The organism is Neptunomonas sp. (genome assembly GCF_016744175.1).
GTDB lineage: Bacteria > Pseudomonadota > Gammaproteobacteria > Pseudomonadales > Balneatricaceae > Neptunomonas.
In genome coordinates this window covers 92,800-108,565 of record NZ_JADGEV010000009.1, presented here as the reverse complement: position 1 = coordinate 108,565, position 15,766 = coordinate 92,800, and the positions used below count along the sequence as shown (strand labels likewise).

The window sequence follows — 15,766 nt, the reverse complement described above, 5'->3', positions numbered from 1 at the left end:
TTGTTTTAAAAGAATAAAATCTAAAAAACCCAGGAATTCTTTTAGTAAAATCATTACAGAGGAGTATTTGTAGGTATTAAGAAAAAGAAACGTTACAGGCATAAAAAAAGAGCCCTTTGAGGGCTCTTTTAAGTAGAAAATCATAATTCTAAATTTTTACACTTATGGATTCTTGAATTCAGCCTTAGGACCTAGGTAATACCACCAGTTCAATGCTAAGCACAGCAAATAAAAGACAGCAAAGCCATAGAGAGCCATTTCAGGTGTAGCAAGCTTGATCTGCTCACCAAATACTTTTGGTATAACAAACGCACCATAAGCAGCTACAGCAGAAGTCCAACCTAATGCAGGACCCGCTTGCTCTTTAGGGAACACCATAGCAATAGTACGGAAAGTTGAGCCGTTACCAATACCTGTTGCAGCAAACAGCACCAAGAACAAACCAATGAAAGGTACAAAATACTCTTCAGGCGTAGCTGATTGATAAGCCGCTTTAAGGTAATAAGCAACACCTAGAGCACTAGCAATCATGACGATAGACACATAATGAGTTACGCGCGCGCCACCCAATTTATCTGCCATCCAGCCACCAATAGGACGGATGAAAGCACCAATAAATGGTCCCATCCAAGCAAACATTAGAGCAGAAGGCCCATTCGCGTTGACTACGTCATGAGTCATCACGCCATCAACCATCAAATGCTGGTAACCAAATACAACTTTGATTGCCAATGCAAAACCAGCAGAGTAACCAATGAAACTACCAAAAGTCATGGTGTAGATAACACTCATTACCCAAGTATGTTTGTTTTCAAAGATTTTAAACTGACGCTGCAAATTAGGCTTAATGTCACCAGGTATCATCTTCATCAACATAATGGTGAAGAAGAGAATACCGACAATCACTGGCCACTTAGCCCAACCCGGAGCACCTAGACCTGTTGGGTCTGGAAGGATAATGAACAAACCAGCAGCAGCCGTCATAAACCCAATGAGCAACAAGCCCACGATTTTAGACATCGCACCGGCAGGCGACCCAATATCAGGAGAAACATCGTCTGTGCGAAGGTTGTTCATTCCAAACCAACCAACAATAGCCAGAGGAATTAAAAACAACAACCATACAAAACCGGCATTATGAATGTAAGTTTCAGAACCAGCAGGAATCTTACCAATCAACGTACCCGAAGTGTTTTCTAGGATCATCGGTGCACCACCGAAAATACCCATAGTCATCACTAGCGGTACTAGGATCTGCATAGTAGTTACACCAGCATTACCCAAACCAGCATTTAGACCTAACGCTAAACCCTGCTGTTTCTTAGGAAAGAAGAAGCTAATGTTAGACATTGAAGATGCGAAGTTACCGCCACCAATCCCTGACAAGAAAGCCAGCAATTGGAATACCCATAAAGGCGTGTCTTTATCTTGCAACGCAAAACCAGCACCAATTGCCGGGATCATAAGCAATGCGGTAGTAAAGACAATCGTATTTCGTCCACCCGCTATACGAATGAAGAAACTGCTCGGTATTCGCAAGGTTGCCCCTGTTAGCCCCGCAATCGCTGCCAATGTAAAGAGTTCAGCTTTCTCAAATGGAAAGCCCAAATTAAGCATCTGTACCGCAATGATGCCCCAGTACAACCAGACGGCAAAACCGCACAATAAGCTAGGAATAGAGATCCACAAGTTACGTGTAGCAACTCGCTTACCTTCTGATTCCCAGAATTGCTCGTTTTCTACGTCCCATTTTTTTATATCAGACATACTTTTTCTCCAAAGTGAATGCACCGCCGCCTCATGGCAATCTTTGCATTCGACCTACAAAATCTGAGCAACCAAATACCTACTTACTACTGCAAATATCAACTGCTCGTAACATCAGAATCTTCTTTCAGAAAGTTATTGCGAATTGCCTCCTGCAATCGAGAACGCCGCTCTTCGACAGAAATCCCGTAGTACATAACACACATACAGACAGCCAAAACCCCGTAGAGCAACATAAAGCAGGAGCTGCGAACCCCCATTGTATCGGCCACTAGACCGAACAGGATTGGTAAGACAAACCCACCAATCGCACCCAGCATGCCCACCATACCTCCCACTACACCCATTCTCTCTGGGTAGTAATCGTAAACAAGGCGAAACACACTGGCCTTCCCAAAACCCATTGCCACACCCATCACCATGACCAAAACAGTAAACAGCCAGACCGGCATATCGATCACGAACGTCGTAGTCTCACGAATTCCATGAACCGTCATAGTGGTGGGGGGATAGGAAAGGAAAAACAGGCATACCAGACAAACCCAGAAGACGCTCCAATTAACATGTCGCGCGCCTAATTGATCTGCACTCCAGCCTCCCAAAATACGTGTTAGCGCACCTGGAAGAGTGAACATCAAGGTTAAAAACGAAGCAGTCTGAATATCCAAATCATAGTGACTGACATAGTAATCAGGCAGCCATAGAGCAAGCGCTATATACCCCCCGAATACAAAGAAATAGTACAAACCAAAGCGCCACACGCGCGCATCGGCAAGTGGTTTAATCTGCTCAGCTAAACTGTATATTCGGCGCGGTTTACCCACACCCTTCTGATCTTCATCAGTCAGCATCCAAAACAAAAACGCTAACAACAACAACACCACACCATAAACGGTTGGTGCCATGCGCCACCCGTAAGCAATAATGATTAATGGCGCAGTTAAATTTGTTACCGCCGCTCCCAAATTACCTGCACCAAAAATCCCCATGGCCAAGCCCTGAGAACGCTCACTAGAACGAGAAGAGACAAAATGAATACCGATACTAAACATGCTACCAGAGACACCAACCCCTAAGCCCAACAGCAAGTAGTGATTGAATGTGGAAGCATAAGAAAATAAGAATAACGGAACACTGACAAAAAGAAGCAGGGCCACAATAAGAATCCGGCTTCCCAAGCGCTCAGCCAAAATCCCCATTGGCAAGCGAAGCAATGCACCCGTAAGGATAGGCGTAGCCACCAGCACACCAAATTGCGTTTCAGACAGCCCCAGTTCATGCTTTATTTGAAGGCCAATAACAGACACCAATGTCCAGACCGCGAAGCACGCAGAAAAGGCCAACGTGGCCATTGCGATCGCTGAAATCTGTTGCTGGTTACTGTTAGCTATCATCTAACACCCGTTCAAAGTGATATGAATGAGTGTAAAGGTAAGCCCGTAGCTATTTTTTTTTGTTGATCGAAATCAAGACCTAACCTCATGATTAAAGTCAGCTTTTAGCAAAATACCTCTTTATAGGTACCTCTTTTATTCTTTGTAAGCACATGATTTTACTGATATTTTAAATCCAGTTTGGTAAAAACATACAGAAAGCCATTTCACACAATTTATTTGTGAGTATTTGGCAATACCAGAGGCTCTATTAGGCTAATGCACTTTTTTAAACAGTCACTCATCGCACGCTTAGGTGCCGCTATGCTTGCTATCAGCATTATGGCTGTTGTAAGTATGATTGGGTCAGTTATCGTAGCAGAAAGCACACAAGGTGATGCGGCTGGTATCAACCTAGCCGGCTCTCTACGCATGTTATCTTACAGAATTATTGCCGAAACCGGCCAGCACACTCAAATCCCAAACACAACGAACCACAATAAAGTTAAGGGCTCTATATCCGAGTTTGAAAAACGCATCAACAGTCCCATCTTAAAAATAGTGATTCCTCAAGATGGCGATCATGACCTTTACCGTCTTCACGATAATTTAGTAAAAGACTGGAATGAACATATCATTCCTTCCCTCAATAATGCGTTAGTCAATACTGAGTTCTCACCTGATTATATTGAACAAATTGAACAATTCGTCCATAGAATTGACCAAATGGTGCAGTTATTAGAGCGCAGTACTGAATCCAAAATAAAACTGCTCAGTTTAGTTCAGGCCATTAGCCTCTTCATGACGGTATTAATCATTTTTATCGCCATGCTAGACATAAAAAACAACATTGTTATACCCTTGCAAGAGCTTGTACACATGGCGCGCCGTGCAAGCCGTGGTGATTTAGCGGCTAGGGTGGAATATGAAAGCCAAGATGAACTGGGTGTATTGGGAGACTCTTTCAACCACATGGCTGAAGAACTCTCGAAAATATATACGGATTTAGAACAACGGGTCGAACGTAAAACATCGCTATTGCAGCAATCTAATGAATCACTGCAACTCCTGTATGACACTACTCGCTGCTTTAACCGAAAAGAAGATATCTGCCGTCGCCTCATGCCTGTTATGCAACAGCTTGAAACGGTTAGCCCGTTCGGCCCCATAGAAGTAACCTTATGCGAGCCCAACAATAAAAAAAGTTTTCGAGAACTCACCACACAAGCTACGTCAAGACCCGAAAACTGTCGAGTACTCAGCTGTAACAGCTGTATCGTACAAGAACTTGATCACCGTCCGCACAAAATATTGTCTTTACCTATTCAGACCAGAGAAACGTATTTTGGGGAGTTTAATGCACAATTTCTTCTTCATGCTCCCCCCAAGCAGTCTGATATAAAGTTGGTAGAAGCCATTGTAGAAAACTTAGCAACTTCTATGTCCTTAGAATTAAAGGCCGAGCAAGAACAACAACTCTCATTAATAGAAGAGCGTGCCGTTATCGCTCGTGAGCTACATGACTCACTCGCTCAATCACTCTCCTATTTAAAAATACAAGTAACTCGCCTACAAATCCTTCGCAAGAAGGAGTCCAGTACAGAGAGCATTGATGATGTTATTGATGAACTAAAAGAAGGTCTCAACAACGCGTACCGTCAATTACGGGAGCTACTAACCACTTTTCGTCTCAAACTGGATGAACCTGGGTTGCCACATGCACTTGAAACCACCATCAATGAATTTTCGGAACGCTTAGGTCTAAAAATAAAATATCATTATGGCATTCACCATCTAACACTGACGCCTAACGAAGAGATTCACGTGCTTCAATTATTAAGAGAAGCACTTGCCAATGTTGTTAAACACTCGCAAGCTACTGAGGTTAATGTTTCCATTAGCGCTGAAAAAGATGACATTAGCGTATCAATTGAAGATAACGGTATTGGGCTTCCACAAAACCAGGAACTGACGAATCACTATGGTCTGGTCATAATGCAAGACAGAGCAGCCACTATTAAAGGGCAGCTAAGCATTGAAAACCAACCAAGCGGTGGTACCCGGGTTCTGTTAACATTCAAATCCAAACATCATTGAGCATATAATAATAAGGACTCAATTTTTATGAGTGACACAACTTCCGCTTCTATTCTACTCATTGATGATCACCCTTTACTACGTAAAGGTGTGAAACAGCTCATTGAGCTTGACGATGAGTTAAGAGTCATTGCGGAGGCGAGCAATGCCATTGATGGTATAAAAGCCGCCAAGGAAACAGAGCCAGATCTCATCTTACTTGATCTAAACATGCCTAATATCAACGGGCTAGAAACACTCAAAATGCTACGGGATGAAGAAGTTGTATCACGCGTCATCGTATTTACCGTATCAGATAACGAAGAAGATGTTGTTGCTGCATTAAAAGCAGGAGCGGATGGCTACCTATTGAAAGACATGGAGCCTGAAGAACTTCTTGAAAGCTTACGTCAGGCGGCATTAGGTAAAGTAGTGATCAGTGATAAACTCACTACACTATTGGCACAAGCATTACAGTCTGGCAGAAGCAGCAATAAGTCAGATATAAGCAGCCTTACACCTCGGGAAAAACAAATCATCAAACTCATTGCGGGCGGACTTCCTAACAAGTTAATAGCTCGCAAACTCAACATTACCGAAGGCACAGTAAAAGTACATGTGAAACATCTTCTTAAGAAATTACGCTTACGCTCGCGAGTTGAAGTAGCTGTCTGGGCGGTACAAGAAGGATTGGGCTAAGAAACCTTATGTCACGGCGTAAACGAAATAGTCACTTTGAGTGTAAGCAGTTCGTAATTGAACAGGGTAAGTGCGCCATGAAAGTCACTACGGACGCCTCGCTTTTAGGCGCCTATGCCGATGTGAAAAATGCTCAACGGATACTGGATATTGGTGCGGGCACAGGGTTACTTAGCCTATTTGCGGCTCAACGAACATTGGCCAAAATTGACGCCGTTGAGCTCGATGCTCAAGCCGCCGCTCAAGCCAAAGAAAATTTCAATCAAAGTCCTTGGCCTGACCGCTTATCATTAATAGAAATAGATATCCGTGACTATGTGAACCAAAAGCCCGAACGCTATGACTGCATTCTAACTAACCCGCCTTTTTTTACTGATTCAACGCCAAACTCGTGTGAAAGAAGCTCCCTTGCACGTCACAATGGCCAGTTGCCGTTATTTGATTTAATCAATTCTATCGATCATCTATTATCTCAAGATGGCCACGCTTGGATATTACTACCCTTAGCGGAGTCAGAGGCACTAATAAAGCTTGCCGAGCCGCTTAAGCTTTTTCCGCAGCAGAGAATGCTAGTACGAAATAGCAACCAGCATGACCCACATCGAGAAATAACCACTCTGGGGAGGCACCCGGCAAAAGTTCAGCAGAGTCTTTTCACCCTCTATAAAGAACATCCCTTTCACACACATGCCGCTGCCACGTTATTCTCACCTTATTACACACGCATGAAAGTCGAAGATTAGAAAACCACCTTCCATCAAGTTATGCCTCCCAATGCGCCATAAGCTCCAATGTAAAGCTCTGTAAAGCTCTGTAAAGTTACCTGTAAAGCCATCGAATCTGTAATATATTCCATCCATGCAACCCTTCACCTTACTTTTTATGCTCTGGAAACTCTGATGAAAGCTCTGCTTCAAAAGCCATTTATGTTTTTTATCGTATTATTCATTGGAGCTGCGGTGGCTGCTTTTATGATAAAAAGCAAACCAGCCATTGAGCATTCCGACACAGGCATGCAACCCAAACCGGTTGATGTCATCACAGTAAGAACCATCGAGATCAGTCCTCATGTGACAGCTTATGGCACTGTCGAGCCTGCTGTAGCACTCAAAACGAAAGCTCAAGTCAGTGGAAAGATAAGCTACCTACATCCTGATTTACAATCCGGGAAAAGTATTTTACAGGGAACATTAGTGGCCAAAATTGATCCCGAAGACTCTCAGATATCACTTAGCCAGAGCGAAGCAGATTTACGCTCGAATCTATCATCTTTAGCACAGCTCAACGAAGAAGAGAAAACTACACGTCGCTCTTTACAATATGCTCGAGAAAACTTACGTGTGGGAGAAAAAGAATTAGCAAGAATCAGAGATATTTGGAATAAACAGTTAGTATCTCGGTCCACTCTGGATGCTGAAGAGCAAAAAGTATTGCAGCTTCGTCAAAGCGCTGCTGACCTGCAAGGACAGCTCAATACATACACTAGCCGTCGAGATTCCACTAAAGCGCAAATTGAACGCGCAACCCAACAAGTTAAAGGGCAAACAACGACATTAGGACGAACCGAAATTTATATGCCTTTCGACGCACAAGTAGGCGAAGTTTTAGTTGAACAAGGTGAGTATGTCACCGTTGGCACTTACCTATTTGAATCATTGGCCATTAATCGTATCGAAGTCAATGCACAGCTACCCGTACAGAAAATGCGGACATTGATTAGTTCAAGAATTTCACAAGATAGAACGAATACATTTACCCCTGATTTAAGTCGGATTATGGAGCAATTAAACTTTTCGGCTAACATAAGCCTCGTTGGTGCAGGTCCAGAAGCTAAATGGGAAGCTAAGCTTCTACGCTTTAGTGAATTAGTTGATCCGGTACGCCGCACTTTAGGCGTAGTTGTCGCTGTGGATAACCCTTATCAGAAAGTAATTCCGGGAAAACGCCCCCCGCTCATTAAAGGAATGTATACCGCTGTAGACCTCTATGCCCCCGCTTTCTCTGCCATAGTCATTCCGCGTAGCGCGCTTCACGAAGGCCGTGTCTACCTTTCAAATACTGAACAGAAATTAGAAATACGCCCGGTTAGCGTCCTGTTTAACCAAGATAATTTAGTCATTATTGAGTCAGGTTTAAATGTAGGCGAACAAATTATCATCAATGACCTAATTCCAGTCATTGAAGGTATGCCTTTGCAACCTACCCTCAATCTAAAACGTGAAGCAGCACTACAAAAAACAGGCCGAAAGCCCACAACATCTTCCTCAATTACAGATACCACCAGCAATAGTGGAGCTGCTCAATGATCCGCTACTTTGCTGGACATCCTACTGCTGCGAACATTTTAATGGTAGTCATTATCCTGCTAGGACTGGTTGCTTTACCTCAGTTAAATAAAGAAACATTTCCAGAAATAAAACTCAATAAAGTCAGTGTCACGGTTGCCTACCCTGGAGCTAGCCCTGCCGATGTTGAGGAAGGGTTATGCAACCGCTTAGAAGATGCCACTGATGGCCTTAGCTTTTTAAAGGAACAAATCTGCGAAGCGCGAGACAGTTTGGCAACACTCACATTAGAAATGCAAGAAGCGGGAGATATAAAGCAGTTTGTTGATGATGTGAATGCTGCCATTGATGGCATTAATGATTTTCCTGATAACGCAGAAGACCCTGTCGTTCAAGAGCTTGGCCGTACCGAAGCGGTATTAAGTATTGCTGTTACCGCCGATAACACTATGCCCGAACTCAAAGCGCTAGCGGAATACTATCGCAATCGTCTGCTATCACTACCAGAAATACCTATTGTTACTGTCACGGGTTTTTCAGAACACGAGCTCAGTGTACGAGTAAAGCCAGATGCAATGCGCCAATATCAACTCAGCATTCAAAATGTAGCCGACTTAATCTCAGCACAAGCCGTAGACTTACCCGCTGGGGTTCTTGAAGGAAGTCAAAACTCATACCAAATTCGAGTTGAAAATACTCGTCGCAGTGTTGCTGAACTGGAAGACTTAGTTATTCTTGATAACGACAAAGGCGGTCAAATAACATTAGGCGATATTGCATCAATCCAAGATAATTTTGCTAAGGAGGAAGAGCGTACCGAATTAAACGGAAAACCTGCAGCGCTCATTCAGATCAGTAAAAACAAAACGGACGATACGTTAACAATTTATAACGCAGCAAAAGCCTTCATCGATCAAGAAAATGCCCTCCTTCCTGAGGGTACTTCATTAATCATCACTCAAGACTCAGCCTCTATCGTCCAAGACCGACTCAATCTATTACTGAAAAATGGCTGGCAAGGTTTGCTGTTAGCCACTCTCGCATTATTTATGTTCTTTAGCTGGCGCTATACTTTTTGGGTCGCATTAGGATTACCTATTTCCTTTTTGGGTGGACTAGTGATCATGTCTACGCTTGAGGTCAGTATCAATATGATTTCCATGGTAGCCCTCTTGATGGCCATTGGGATCCTCATGGATGATGCAATTGTTCTATCCGAAAGCATCGACCATGAATACCGTAAAGGAAAATCTCCTTTTCAGGCCAGTATTGACGGTGTAAAAAAAGTAGCACGAGGCGTTTTTTCATCCTTTGTCACATCAGCCATGCTATTTGGCAGCCTTTTATTTTTAAAGGGAGATATTGGGCAAATTCTCGGTGTGCTTCCGGTTGTTCTACTTGCCGTGTTATCCATCAGTCTCATAGAAGCTTTTCTTATTTTGCCCCATCACTTACAGCATTCTTTAGTGAACCATAGTGAGCAAAAGCCTACACATTGGCGCGCACGTTTTGATGCAAAGTTTGATCAATTAAGAGCAGTAGTAGGCAAACTTGCAGATACTTCAATCCGTTATCGCTACATCACCGTTGGTTTTGCCATTGTCATGCTAGTCATATCTATTAGCTTACTAATATCAGGCACCGTAAAGTTTAAGGGTTTTCCGGACATAGAAGGCAACCAGTTAGAAGTCCGGGTATTAATGCCACAAGGCACCCCTTTTAGCCGTACCCAAGAAGTTATTTCCATACTGACACAAAGCCTAGACAACACTTTGCAACAGCTCCCAGCAGAAACTGAAGGCCAGTTAATTAAAAATACTTCTATTTTATACAGCCGAAATGATGATGCTCATGAGACAGGCTCTCACCTAGCAACAATCAGCTTAGATTTATTGGATGCAGAAAAGCGTCATACTTCACTCGTTGAACTCAAGCGGCAGTGGAGAGAGCTAACGCCTCAGATACGAGATGCCATCTCTATTCAATTTAAAGAACCTAGCTTCGGCCCGTCTGGCCAAGCCATCTCTATTCGGCTACAAGGAAGTAATCTAGATACGCTCTACGATGCATCATGGGAATTGCAAAACTGGTTAAACGGATACTCTGGTACCAGCAACATCATGTCTGATATACGCCCTGGAAAAACAGAATTCAAAGTACAATTACAAGCAGGAGCCATTAGCTCTGGAATTGATGTCCAAGGACTATCCTCACAACTTAGGGCCGCCTACCAAGGCGTTAAAGTAAGCGATATATACCGAGGCAATGAAGCTTACGAAATTAACGTAATGCTGGACAGCAACCCCGAAAATGCACTGACTGAGTTTGAAAATCTGATCCTCTTCTCGAAGAGCAACGTAGACATTCCACTTAAATCGATTGCAGATATCCAAGAAAGCCGCCAGTACTCACGCATTGTACGCATCAACCACCAGCGCACAGTGACGGTTAGCGGTGATGTTGATACTCAAGTAGCCAACACCAGTGAGATTATTAATCATACTCGCGACACATTCTTGCCACAGCTCAAAGCACGTTATCCAGGCCTCCTTTTCAGCCTAGAAGGAGAAGTCAAAAACGATTCAGAAACCAGTGGATCTGTACTCACAGGCTTCATACTGGGTATCGCCGGTGTATATCTGTTATTAAGCTTACAGTTTGCTAATTTTAAAGAACCAATCATTGTGTTGCTTAATATCCCATTGGCATTAATTGGGGTTATTTGGGGTCACTATTTAATGGGCTTAGACCTAAGCCTACCGAGCATGATTGGGTTTGTTTCCTTAGCTGGCGTAGTTGTTAACGACTCTATTCTACTAGTTGAGTCTGTAAAAGCCCGCAGCATGGAAGGAATGACACTTCATGATGCGGCCGGTCAAGCGGTTAGAGACCGCTTCAGAGCTATTTTTCTAACCTCTGTAACCACGGTGGCAGGTATGATTCCGTTATTGTCTGAAACCAGTTTACAAGCACAGATTTTAGTCCCTCTCGTTGCAAGTGTCGTGTTTGGCATGATGTCCGCAACACTGCTGTTACTACTCGTGTTACCAGCGTCTTATGCAATACTAGAAGACCTAGGATTTACTGAAAAAGAAACCCTAAGCGATGACAAAACGAGTTCAGCTATTCAAGCGTAGACACTCTACTTGAATAGCCACGCAATATGAGGAATGATCTACTATCTGAATTATGAACAGATGATTAATGCATAAACACATAGCTAGGCTATACTTTTATTCAATACTGACTTTTTGGTCAGAAATCATTGGATACTAGAGGCTTCAATGCGATTACTATGCCCTGTACTGCTAGTAATCTTTGGCTTTTTTTTTAACGCAACAGCATCTGAAAGCAGTGACACTAGCCGGTTAACTAAGATCACTGCTCAACAGACAGTGCGTGTTTGTATTTGGCCAGAGTATTACAGCATTACTTACAGGAACCCGAAAACACAACAGCTTTCGGGTCTTGATTTTGATATGGCCAACGAGTTAGGAAAAGACTTGGGGGTATCTGTCGAGTTCGTAGATAGCTCTTTTTCCACTATAACCGAAGATCTTGCATTTGATCATTGCGATATTGCTATGTTCGCTATTGGTATTACTCCATACCGAAAAGAAAAGCTACGCTTCAGCCAACCACACCTTATCAGCGATATCTATGCGGTAGCATCCAAAAGCAACCCTCGCATAAAAAAATGGAATGATATTGACCAACCAAACTCAATTATAGCCGTCAGTAAAGGGACACTACATGAAGCCTTCATGAAGAAAACTCTACAGTCTGCAAAACTAATGGTCCTGAATAAACCCTTTGCCCGTGAATTAGAAGTCCGCTCAGGGCGCGCTGATGCTTTTATGACTGATTACCCTTATAGCCTACGTTTTTTAACGACCGGAGACTGGGCTAAGTTAATTCCTCCTCCTTCGAATTACCATAAAACACCTTACGCGTATGCAATGAAACATGGAGATGATGTGTGGTACGAACGCATAGAACGCTTTATGCAAGATATTAAAAAAGATGGCCGGTTAATGGCGTCAGCTAAAAACCATAAACTTTCAGCCATCCTAATACCATGAACTCACAGTCTAAGCAGCTACGTAATATATACATCACCGCAGTTCTATTTTTTGTGACTGTTATTATCGTCATCACTTGGTACTCCCTTTGGCGGCTTCGTGAAGAAACAGCCGCTGGTCTGCTAGAAGTCTCAGCAATGCACACGCGTAGCTTTGAGGGGTTTTTAACACAGAATTTTCGCTTAGCTGAACTGACAACAACCAATATTGCTAATATGGACAGCAGGAAAAAGAATTACTTTAATATTGAAAGATCGCTGCTTGCAACACTTAAGAACAACCCAGCTCAACGCTCAATTTCTCTTCTGGATGAAAACGGAAAAATCATTGTCAGCTCTAACCGAGCAAACGTTGGCATTACCATCAACATGGATACTTTTTTACCAAAACCTACAGGTGAGCAAGATATTCTACGTATCGGAATGCCTTGGATAGGCCGTGATTTTATCAGCGGCAGCCCAACAACCCACCAAAACCCTGTCAGGGCAGAGAAGTTAAATTTTGTCCCGGTAATCCATACGCTATCCTTTGGTACGCGAAGTGTTACCTTGCTAATAGCCTTAAATACAGATTTCTTTATTAACCATATCTCGCAGATTCTCAATAATGAAAATGGCATTGTTGATATTATTCGCTATGATGGCACTTTGTTAATGACCACCGATATATCTGCAAAAATAGGCGCCCTATCCCAAGAAGATCAATACAATTTATCACCAGAGGCTATTGAAACAGGCCAGTTTTTAGCGCAGCTATCTGAAGCAAGCAAGCCCTCCTTTAGCTCCTTTAGAGCCTCTCAACTTTATTCTTTTTTAGTCGTCACTCGTATTGATCGTAACCGCGCCATGCAAAGCTGGAAAGCGGAAGCAAAAACACTGCTTGGTGTCATCGTTGCCATTGTTCTCACATTAGCAGGACTCATCATTGTATTTTATCGGCGCCAGCTGCAAATTGAGGATGAACGCGAAAAATCAGAACAACTCCAGCGTATAAATGCGACTGTTTTTGGCAGCAGTGCTGATTCCATCATTATTACCGATATCAACGCTCAAATTATTTCTGTCAACCCCGCTTTTTGTAAAATGACTGGCTACAGTCCAGAAGATATTATTGGCAAAAACCCCCGCATGTTATCTTCCGGGTTACAAGACAGTAGCTTTTATCAGCGCATGTGGAAATGCATACATGAGAAAGGGGTATGGCGCGGCGAGCTAACAAACCGCTGTAAAGATGGCCGGCTTTATGATGTTCAATCAACCATCACAGCGTTTCATGACGGCCAAGGCCATTTACAACATTTCATTGGCGTCAGTACTGATATAACTGAACGCAAAAAATCTGAAACCAAGCAACGCCAAGCAGCAAGCGTTTTTACCAATAGCCAAGAAGGCATCATGATCACGAATGAGGATAACCTCATCATTGATGTAAACCCATCATTCACTCGTATTACAGGTTACAGCTACAACGACGTTATTGGTAAAAACCCAAGTATTCTGGCTTCGGGCAGGCAATCGCCCGAATTTTACTCTGAAATGAAAAGCACGCTGATTGAAACTGGCTCTTGGCAAGGTGAAATTTGGAATAGAAAAAAATCAGGAGACATCTACGCTGAACGCTTATCAATAGATACTGTACATAAAGAAAATGGTGACATTGGCCAATATGTTGCTGTTTTCTCAGATATTAGCCGCATCAAAATTCATGAAGCAGAATTGCACCGGATTGCCCATTACGACCCATTAACCAGCATCCCTAATCGACGTCTATTAGGCGACCGACTCGTCCAGACTATCGCCAAATCAAAACGTAACAATCGGTCGCTCGCTGTATGCTACTTAGACTTAGATGGTTTCAAACCTGTTAATGACCAGTATGGCCATGCTTCAGGTGATTTGTTACTCATAGAAGTAACCCAGAGGCTTCTAAAAATATTACGCGATGAAGACACACTAGCGCGGCTAGGCGGTGATGAGTTTGTTATCCTTTTTGCAGAAATTGAAAAAGCTGAAGAAGTAGATATTGCCCTGCGTAGAGTGCTGAAAGTGATCAACGAGCCTATCGCTGTTGAAAATAACTCAGTCAGTATTTCAGCCAGTATAGGAGTGACCATATTTCCTGAAGACTCAGCAGACGCTGACACGCTACTTCGACATGCTGACCAAGCCATGTACAGAGCTAAAGATGCCGGCAAGAACCGCTACCACCTCTTTGATCCTGAATTAGACCTTGAAGTACAAGCTCGAAGATCTCAGCTTAAGAGTATCGAAAAAGCACTAAAGAATCATGAGTTCGTTCTTTATTATCAGCCCAAGGTCAACTTAGTTAGCGGTGAAGTAATAGGAGCCGAAGCCCTAATTCGTTGGCGACACCCTGTCCAAGGTATTCTTCCCCCTGCAGCGTTTTTGGATCTCATTGATGGTCACGACCTTGAGATTGAGATTGGTGAATGGGTTATAGAATCTGTCGTTAAACAAATTTTGATCTGGAATAAAGCAGGATTATTTTTCCCAGTTAGCGCCAACCTGAGTGCTAATCACCTTTTAAAAGAGGGGTTCTCAAGCCGCTTAAAAGGCATGCTTGCGCGCTACCCAGAAGTAAAACATGAGGATTTAGAATTAGAGATCCTAGAAACAAGCACTCTGAATGATTTGGACCAAGCAAATAGCGTATTAGCGACATGTCGCAATATGGGTGTACGTTTTGCTTTAGATGATTTTGGAACAGGTTATTCTTCGCTAACTTATTTTCAACGCCTACCAGTAGATATTCTGAAGATCGATCAAAGCTTTGTAAGAGACATGCTAGATGATCCAAATGATTTAGATATTGTTGAGAGCATTATACGACTTGCTCAAACTTTTAACCGACCTGTCATTGCTGAAGGTGTTGAAACATTGGAGCATGGAGCAATGCTCATTCAACTTGGCTGCCAACAAGCCCAAGGATACGGCATTGCGCGTCCAATGCCCGCTGAAAAAATTCCTGACTGGGTTACACAATGGCAAACAACACGTCCATGGGCAAGCATAAACCAACCACTAAAAAATGATAACAACCTCAGTCTCAAAGTTGCTATGCAAAGCCATATAAACTGGCTTGACTCTTTAGAGAGTTTTATGAAAGATCCTGCCTGCCCCCATCCAAGAAAAATCCATAACCATGGCCAATTTAGACGTTGGTTTTACAGTAGCGGATTTGCTCGTTACGGATCCTTAGAAGAATTCCAAGACATTGCACCACTCTATGATGCAACTCGCTCACTCTGTTCTGAACTGATAAAGCTAGTCAATGATGGGCACAACGAATTAGCCTGCAAGCGTTTAACTGAATTCCACCAGCAGCGTAATATGCTGATCACTAAAATTGAGATCCTCATTGCAAAATTAGAACAAGATTAGAAACCATTAATCGAGCAAGCAAAAAAACAGATTACTCTTTACTTAATCGCTCAGTTACCCCCAATGAATCACTCACTACCACC

Annotated in this window: 9 protein-coding genes; 7 read left to right on the top strand and 2 right to left on the bottom strand. The window is 42.9% G+C overall.

The genetic code is table 11. The features are described from left to right. Window positions 1–162: 162 nt before the first annotated feature. Together QZZ55_RS06150 and QZZ55_RS06145 are read right to left on the bottom strand one after the other, a co-directional pair. On the bottom strand, window positions 163–1,767 hold the full coding sequence (locus QZZ55_RS06150) for an MFS transporter (protein WP_293266396.1): 1,605 nt from the start codon (window positions 1,765–1,767) through the stop codon (window positions 163–165). 98 nt (window positions 1,768–1,865) lie between these two features. Next, window positions 1,866–3,161, bottom strand: a complete 1,296-nt coding sequence (locus tag QZZ55_RS06145; RefSeq protein WP_293266394.1) for a nitrate/nitrite transporter — start codon at window positions 3,159–3,161, stop codon at window positions 1,866–1,868. A 258-nt stretch (window positions 3,162–3,419) separates the two neighbouring features. On the opposite strand from QZZ55_RS06145, the gene QZZ55_RS06140 reads away from it, so the two are divergent. From QZZ55_RS06140 to QZZ55_RS06110, 7 genes are all read left to right on the top strand, one after another. Beyond that, window positions 3,420–5,237, top strand: coding sequence for an ATP-binding protein (locus QZZ55_RS06140; protein WP_293266392.1), 1,818 nt, complete (start codon window positions 3,420–3,422; stop codon window positions 5,235–5,237). Window positions 5,238–5,264: 27 nt separating this feature from the next. Next, on the top strand, window positions 5,265–5,915 hold the full coding sequence (gene narL, locus QZZ55_RS06135; protein ID WP_293266390.1) for a two-component system response regulator NarL: 651 nt from the start codon (window positions 5,265–5,267) through the stop codon (window positions 5,913–5,915). An 8-nt stretch (window positions 5,916–5,923) separates the two neighbouring features. Continuing rightward, entirely contained in the window at window positions 5,924–6,658 is a 735-nt protein-coding gene (locus QZZ55_RS06130) for a methyltransferase (protein ID WP_293266388.1), read from the top strand. A gap of 156 nt (window positions 6,659–6,814) precedes the next feature. After that, window positions 6,815–8,221, top strand: a complete 1,407-nt coding sequence (locus QZZ55_RS06125; RefSeq protein WP_293266386.1) for a hypothetical protein — start codon at window positions 6,815–6,817, stop codon at window positions 8,219–8,221. Beyond that, window positions 8,218–11,337, top strand: a complete 3,120-nt coding sequence (locus tag QZZ55_RS06120; RefSeq protein WP_293266384.1) for an efflux RND transporter permease subunit — start codon at window positions 8,218–8,220, stop codon at window positions 11,335–11,337. Before QZZ55_RS06125 ends, QZZ55_RS06120 begins: the two co-directional genes overlap by 4 nt. 147 nt (window positions 11,338–11,484) lie before the next feature. Then, complete coding sequence (locus QZZ55_RS06115; protein ID WP_293266382.1) at window positions 11,485–12,282, top strand: ABC transporter substrate-binding protein; 798 nt, start codon at window positions 11,485–11,487, stop codon at window positions 12,280–12,282. Beyond that, a complete protein-coding gene (locus QZZ55_RS06110) occupies window positions 12,279–15,683 on the top strand; it encodes an EAL domain-containing protein (protein ID WP_293266380.1) in 3,405 nt (1,134 codons plus the stop codon). Before QZZ55_RS06115 ends, QZZ55_RS06110 begins: the two co-directional genes overlap by 4 nt. Window positions 15,684–15,766 lie beyond the last annotated feature (83 nt).

Coding starts and splice junctions, on each gene's coding strand:
- QZZ55_RS06145 (WP_293266394.1), bottom strand. CDS start 3,161: ATGATAGCTAACAGTAACCAGCAACAGATTTCAGCGATCGCAATGGCC.
- QZZ55_RS06110 (WP_293266380.1), top strand. CDS start 12,279: ATGAACTCACAGTCTAAGCAGCTACGTAATATATACATCACCGCAGTT.
- QZZ55_RS06140 (WP_293266392.1), top strand. CDS start 3,420: ATGCACTTTTTTAAACAGTCACTCATCGCACGCTTAGGTGCCGCTATG.
- QZZ55_RS06115 (WP_293266382.1), top strand. CDS start 11,485: ATGCGATTACTATGCCCTGTACTGCTAGTAATCTTTGGCTTTTTTTTT.
- QZZ55_RS06125 (WP_293266386.1), top strand. CDS start 6,815: ATGAAAGCTCTGCTTCAAAAGCCATTTATGTTTTTTATCGTATTATTC.
- narL (WP_293266390.1), top strand. CDS start 5,265: ATGAGTGACACAACTTCCGCTTCTATTCTACTCATTGATGATCACCCT.
- QZZ55_RS06150 (WP_293266396.1), bottom strand. CDS start 1,767: ATGTCTGATATAAAAAAATGGGACGTAGAAAACGAGCAATTCTGGGAA.
- QZZ55_RS06130 (WP_293266388.1), top strand. CDS start 5,924: ATGTCACGGCGTAAACGAAATAGTCACTTTGAGTGTAAGCAGTTCGTA.
- QZZ55_RS06120 (WP_293266384.1), top strand. CDS start 8,218: ATGATCCGCTACTTTGCTGGACATCCTACTGCTGCGAACATTTTAATG.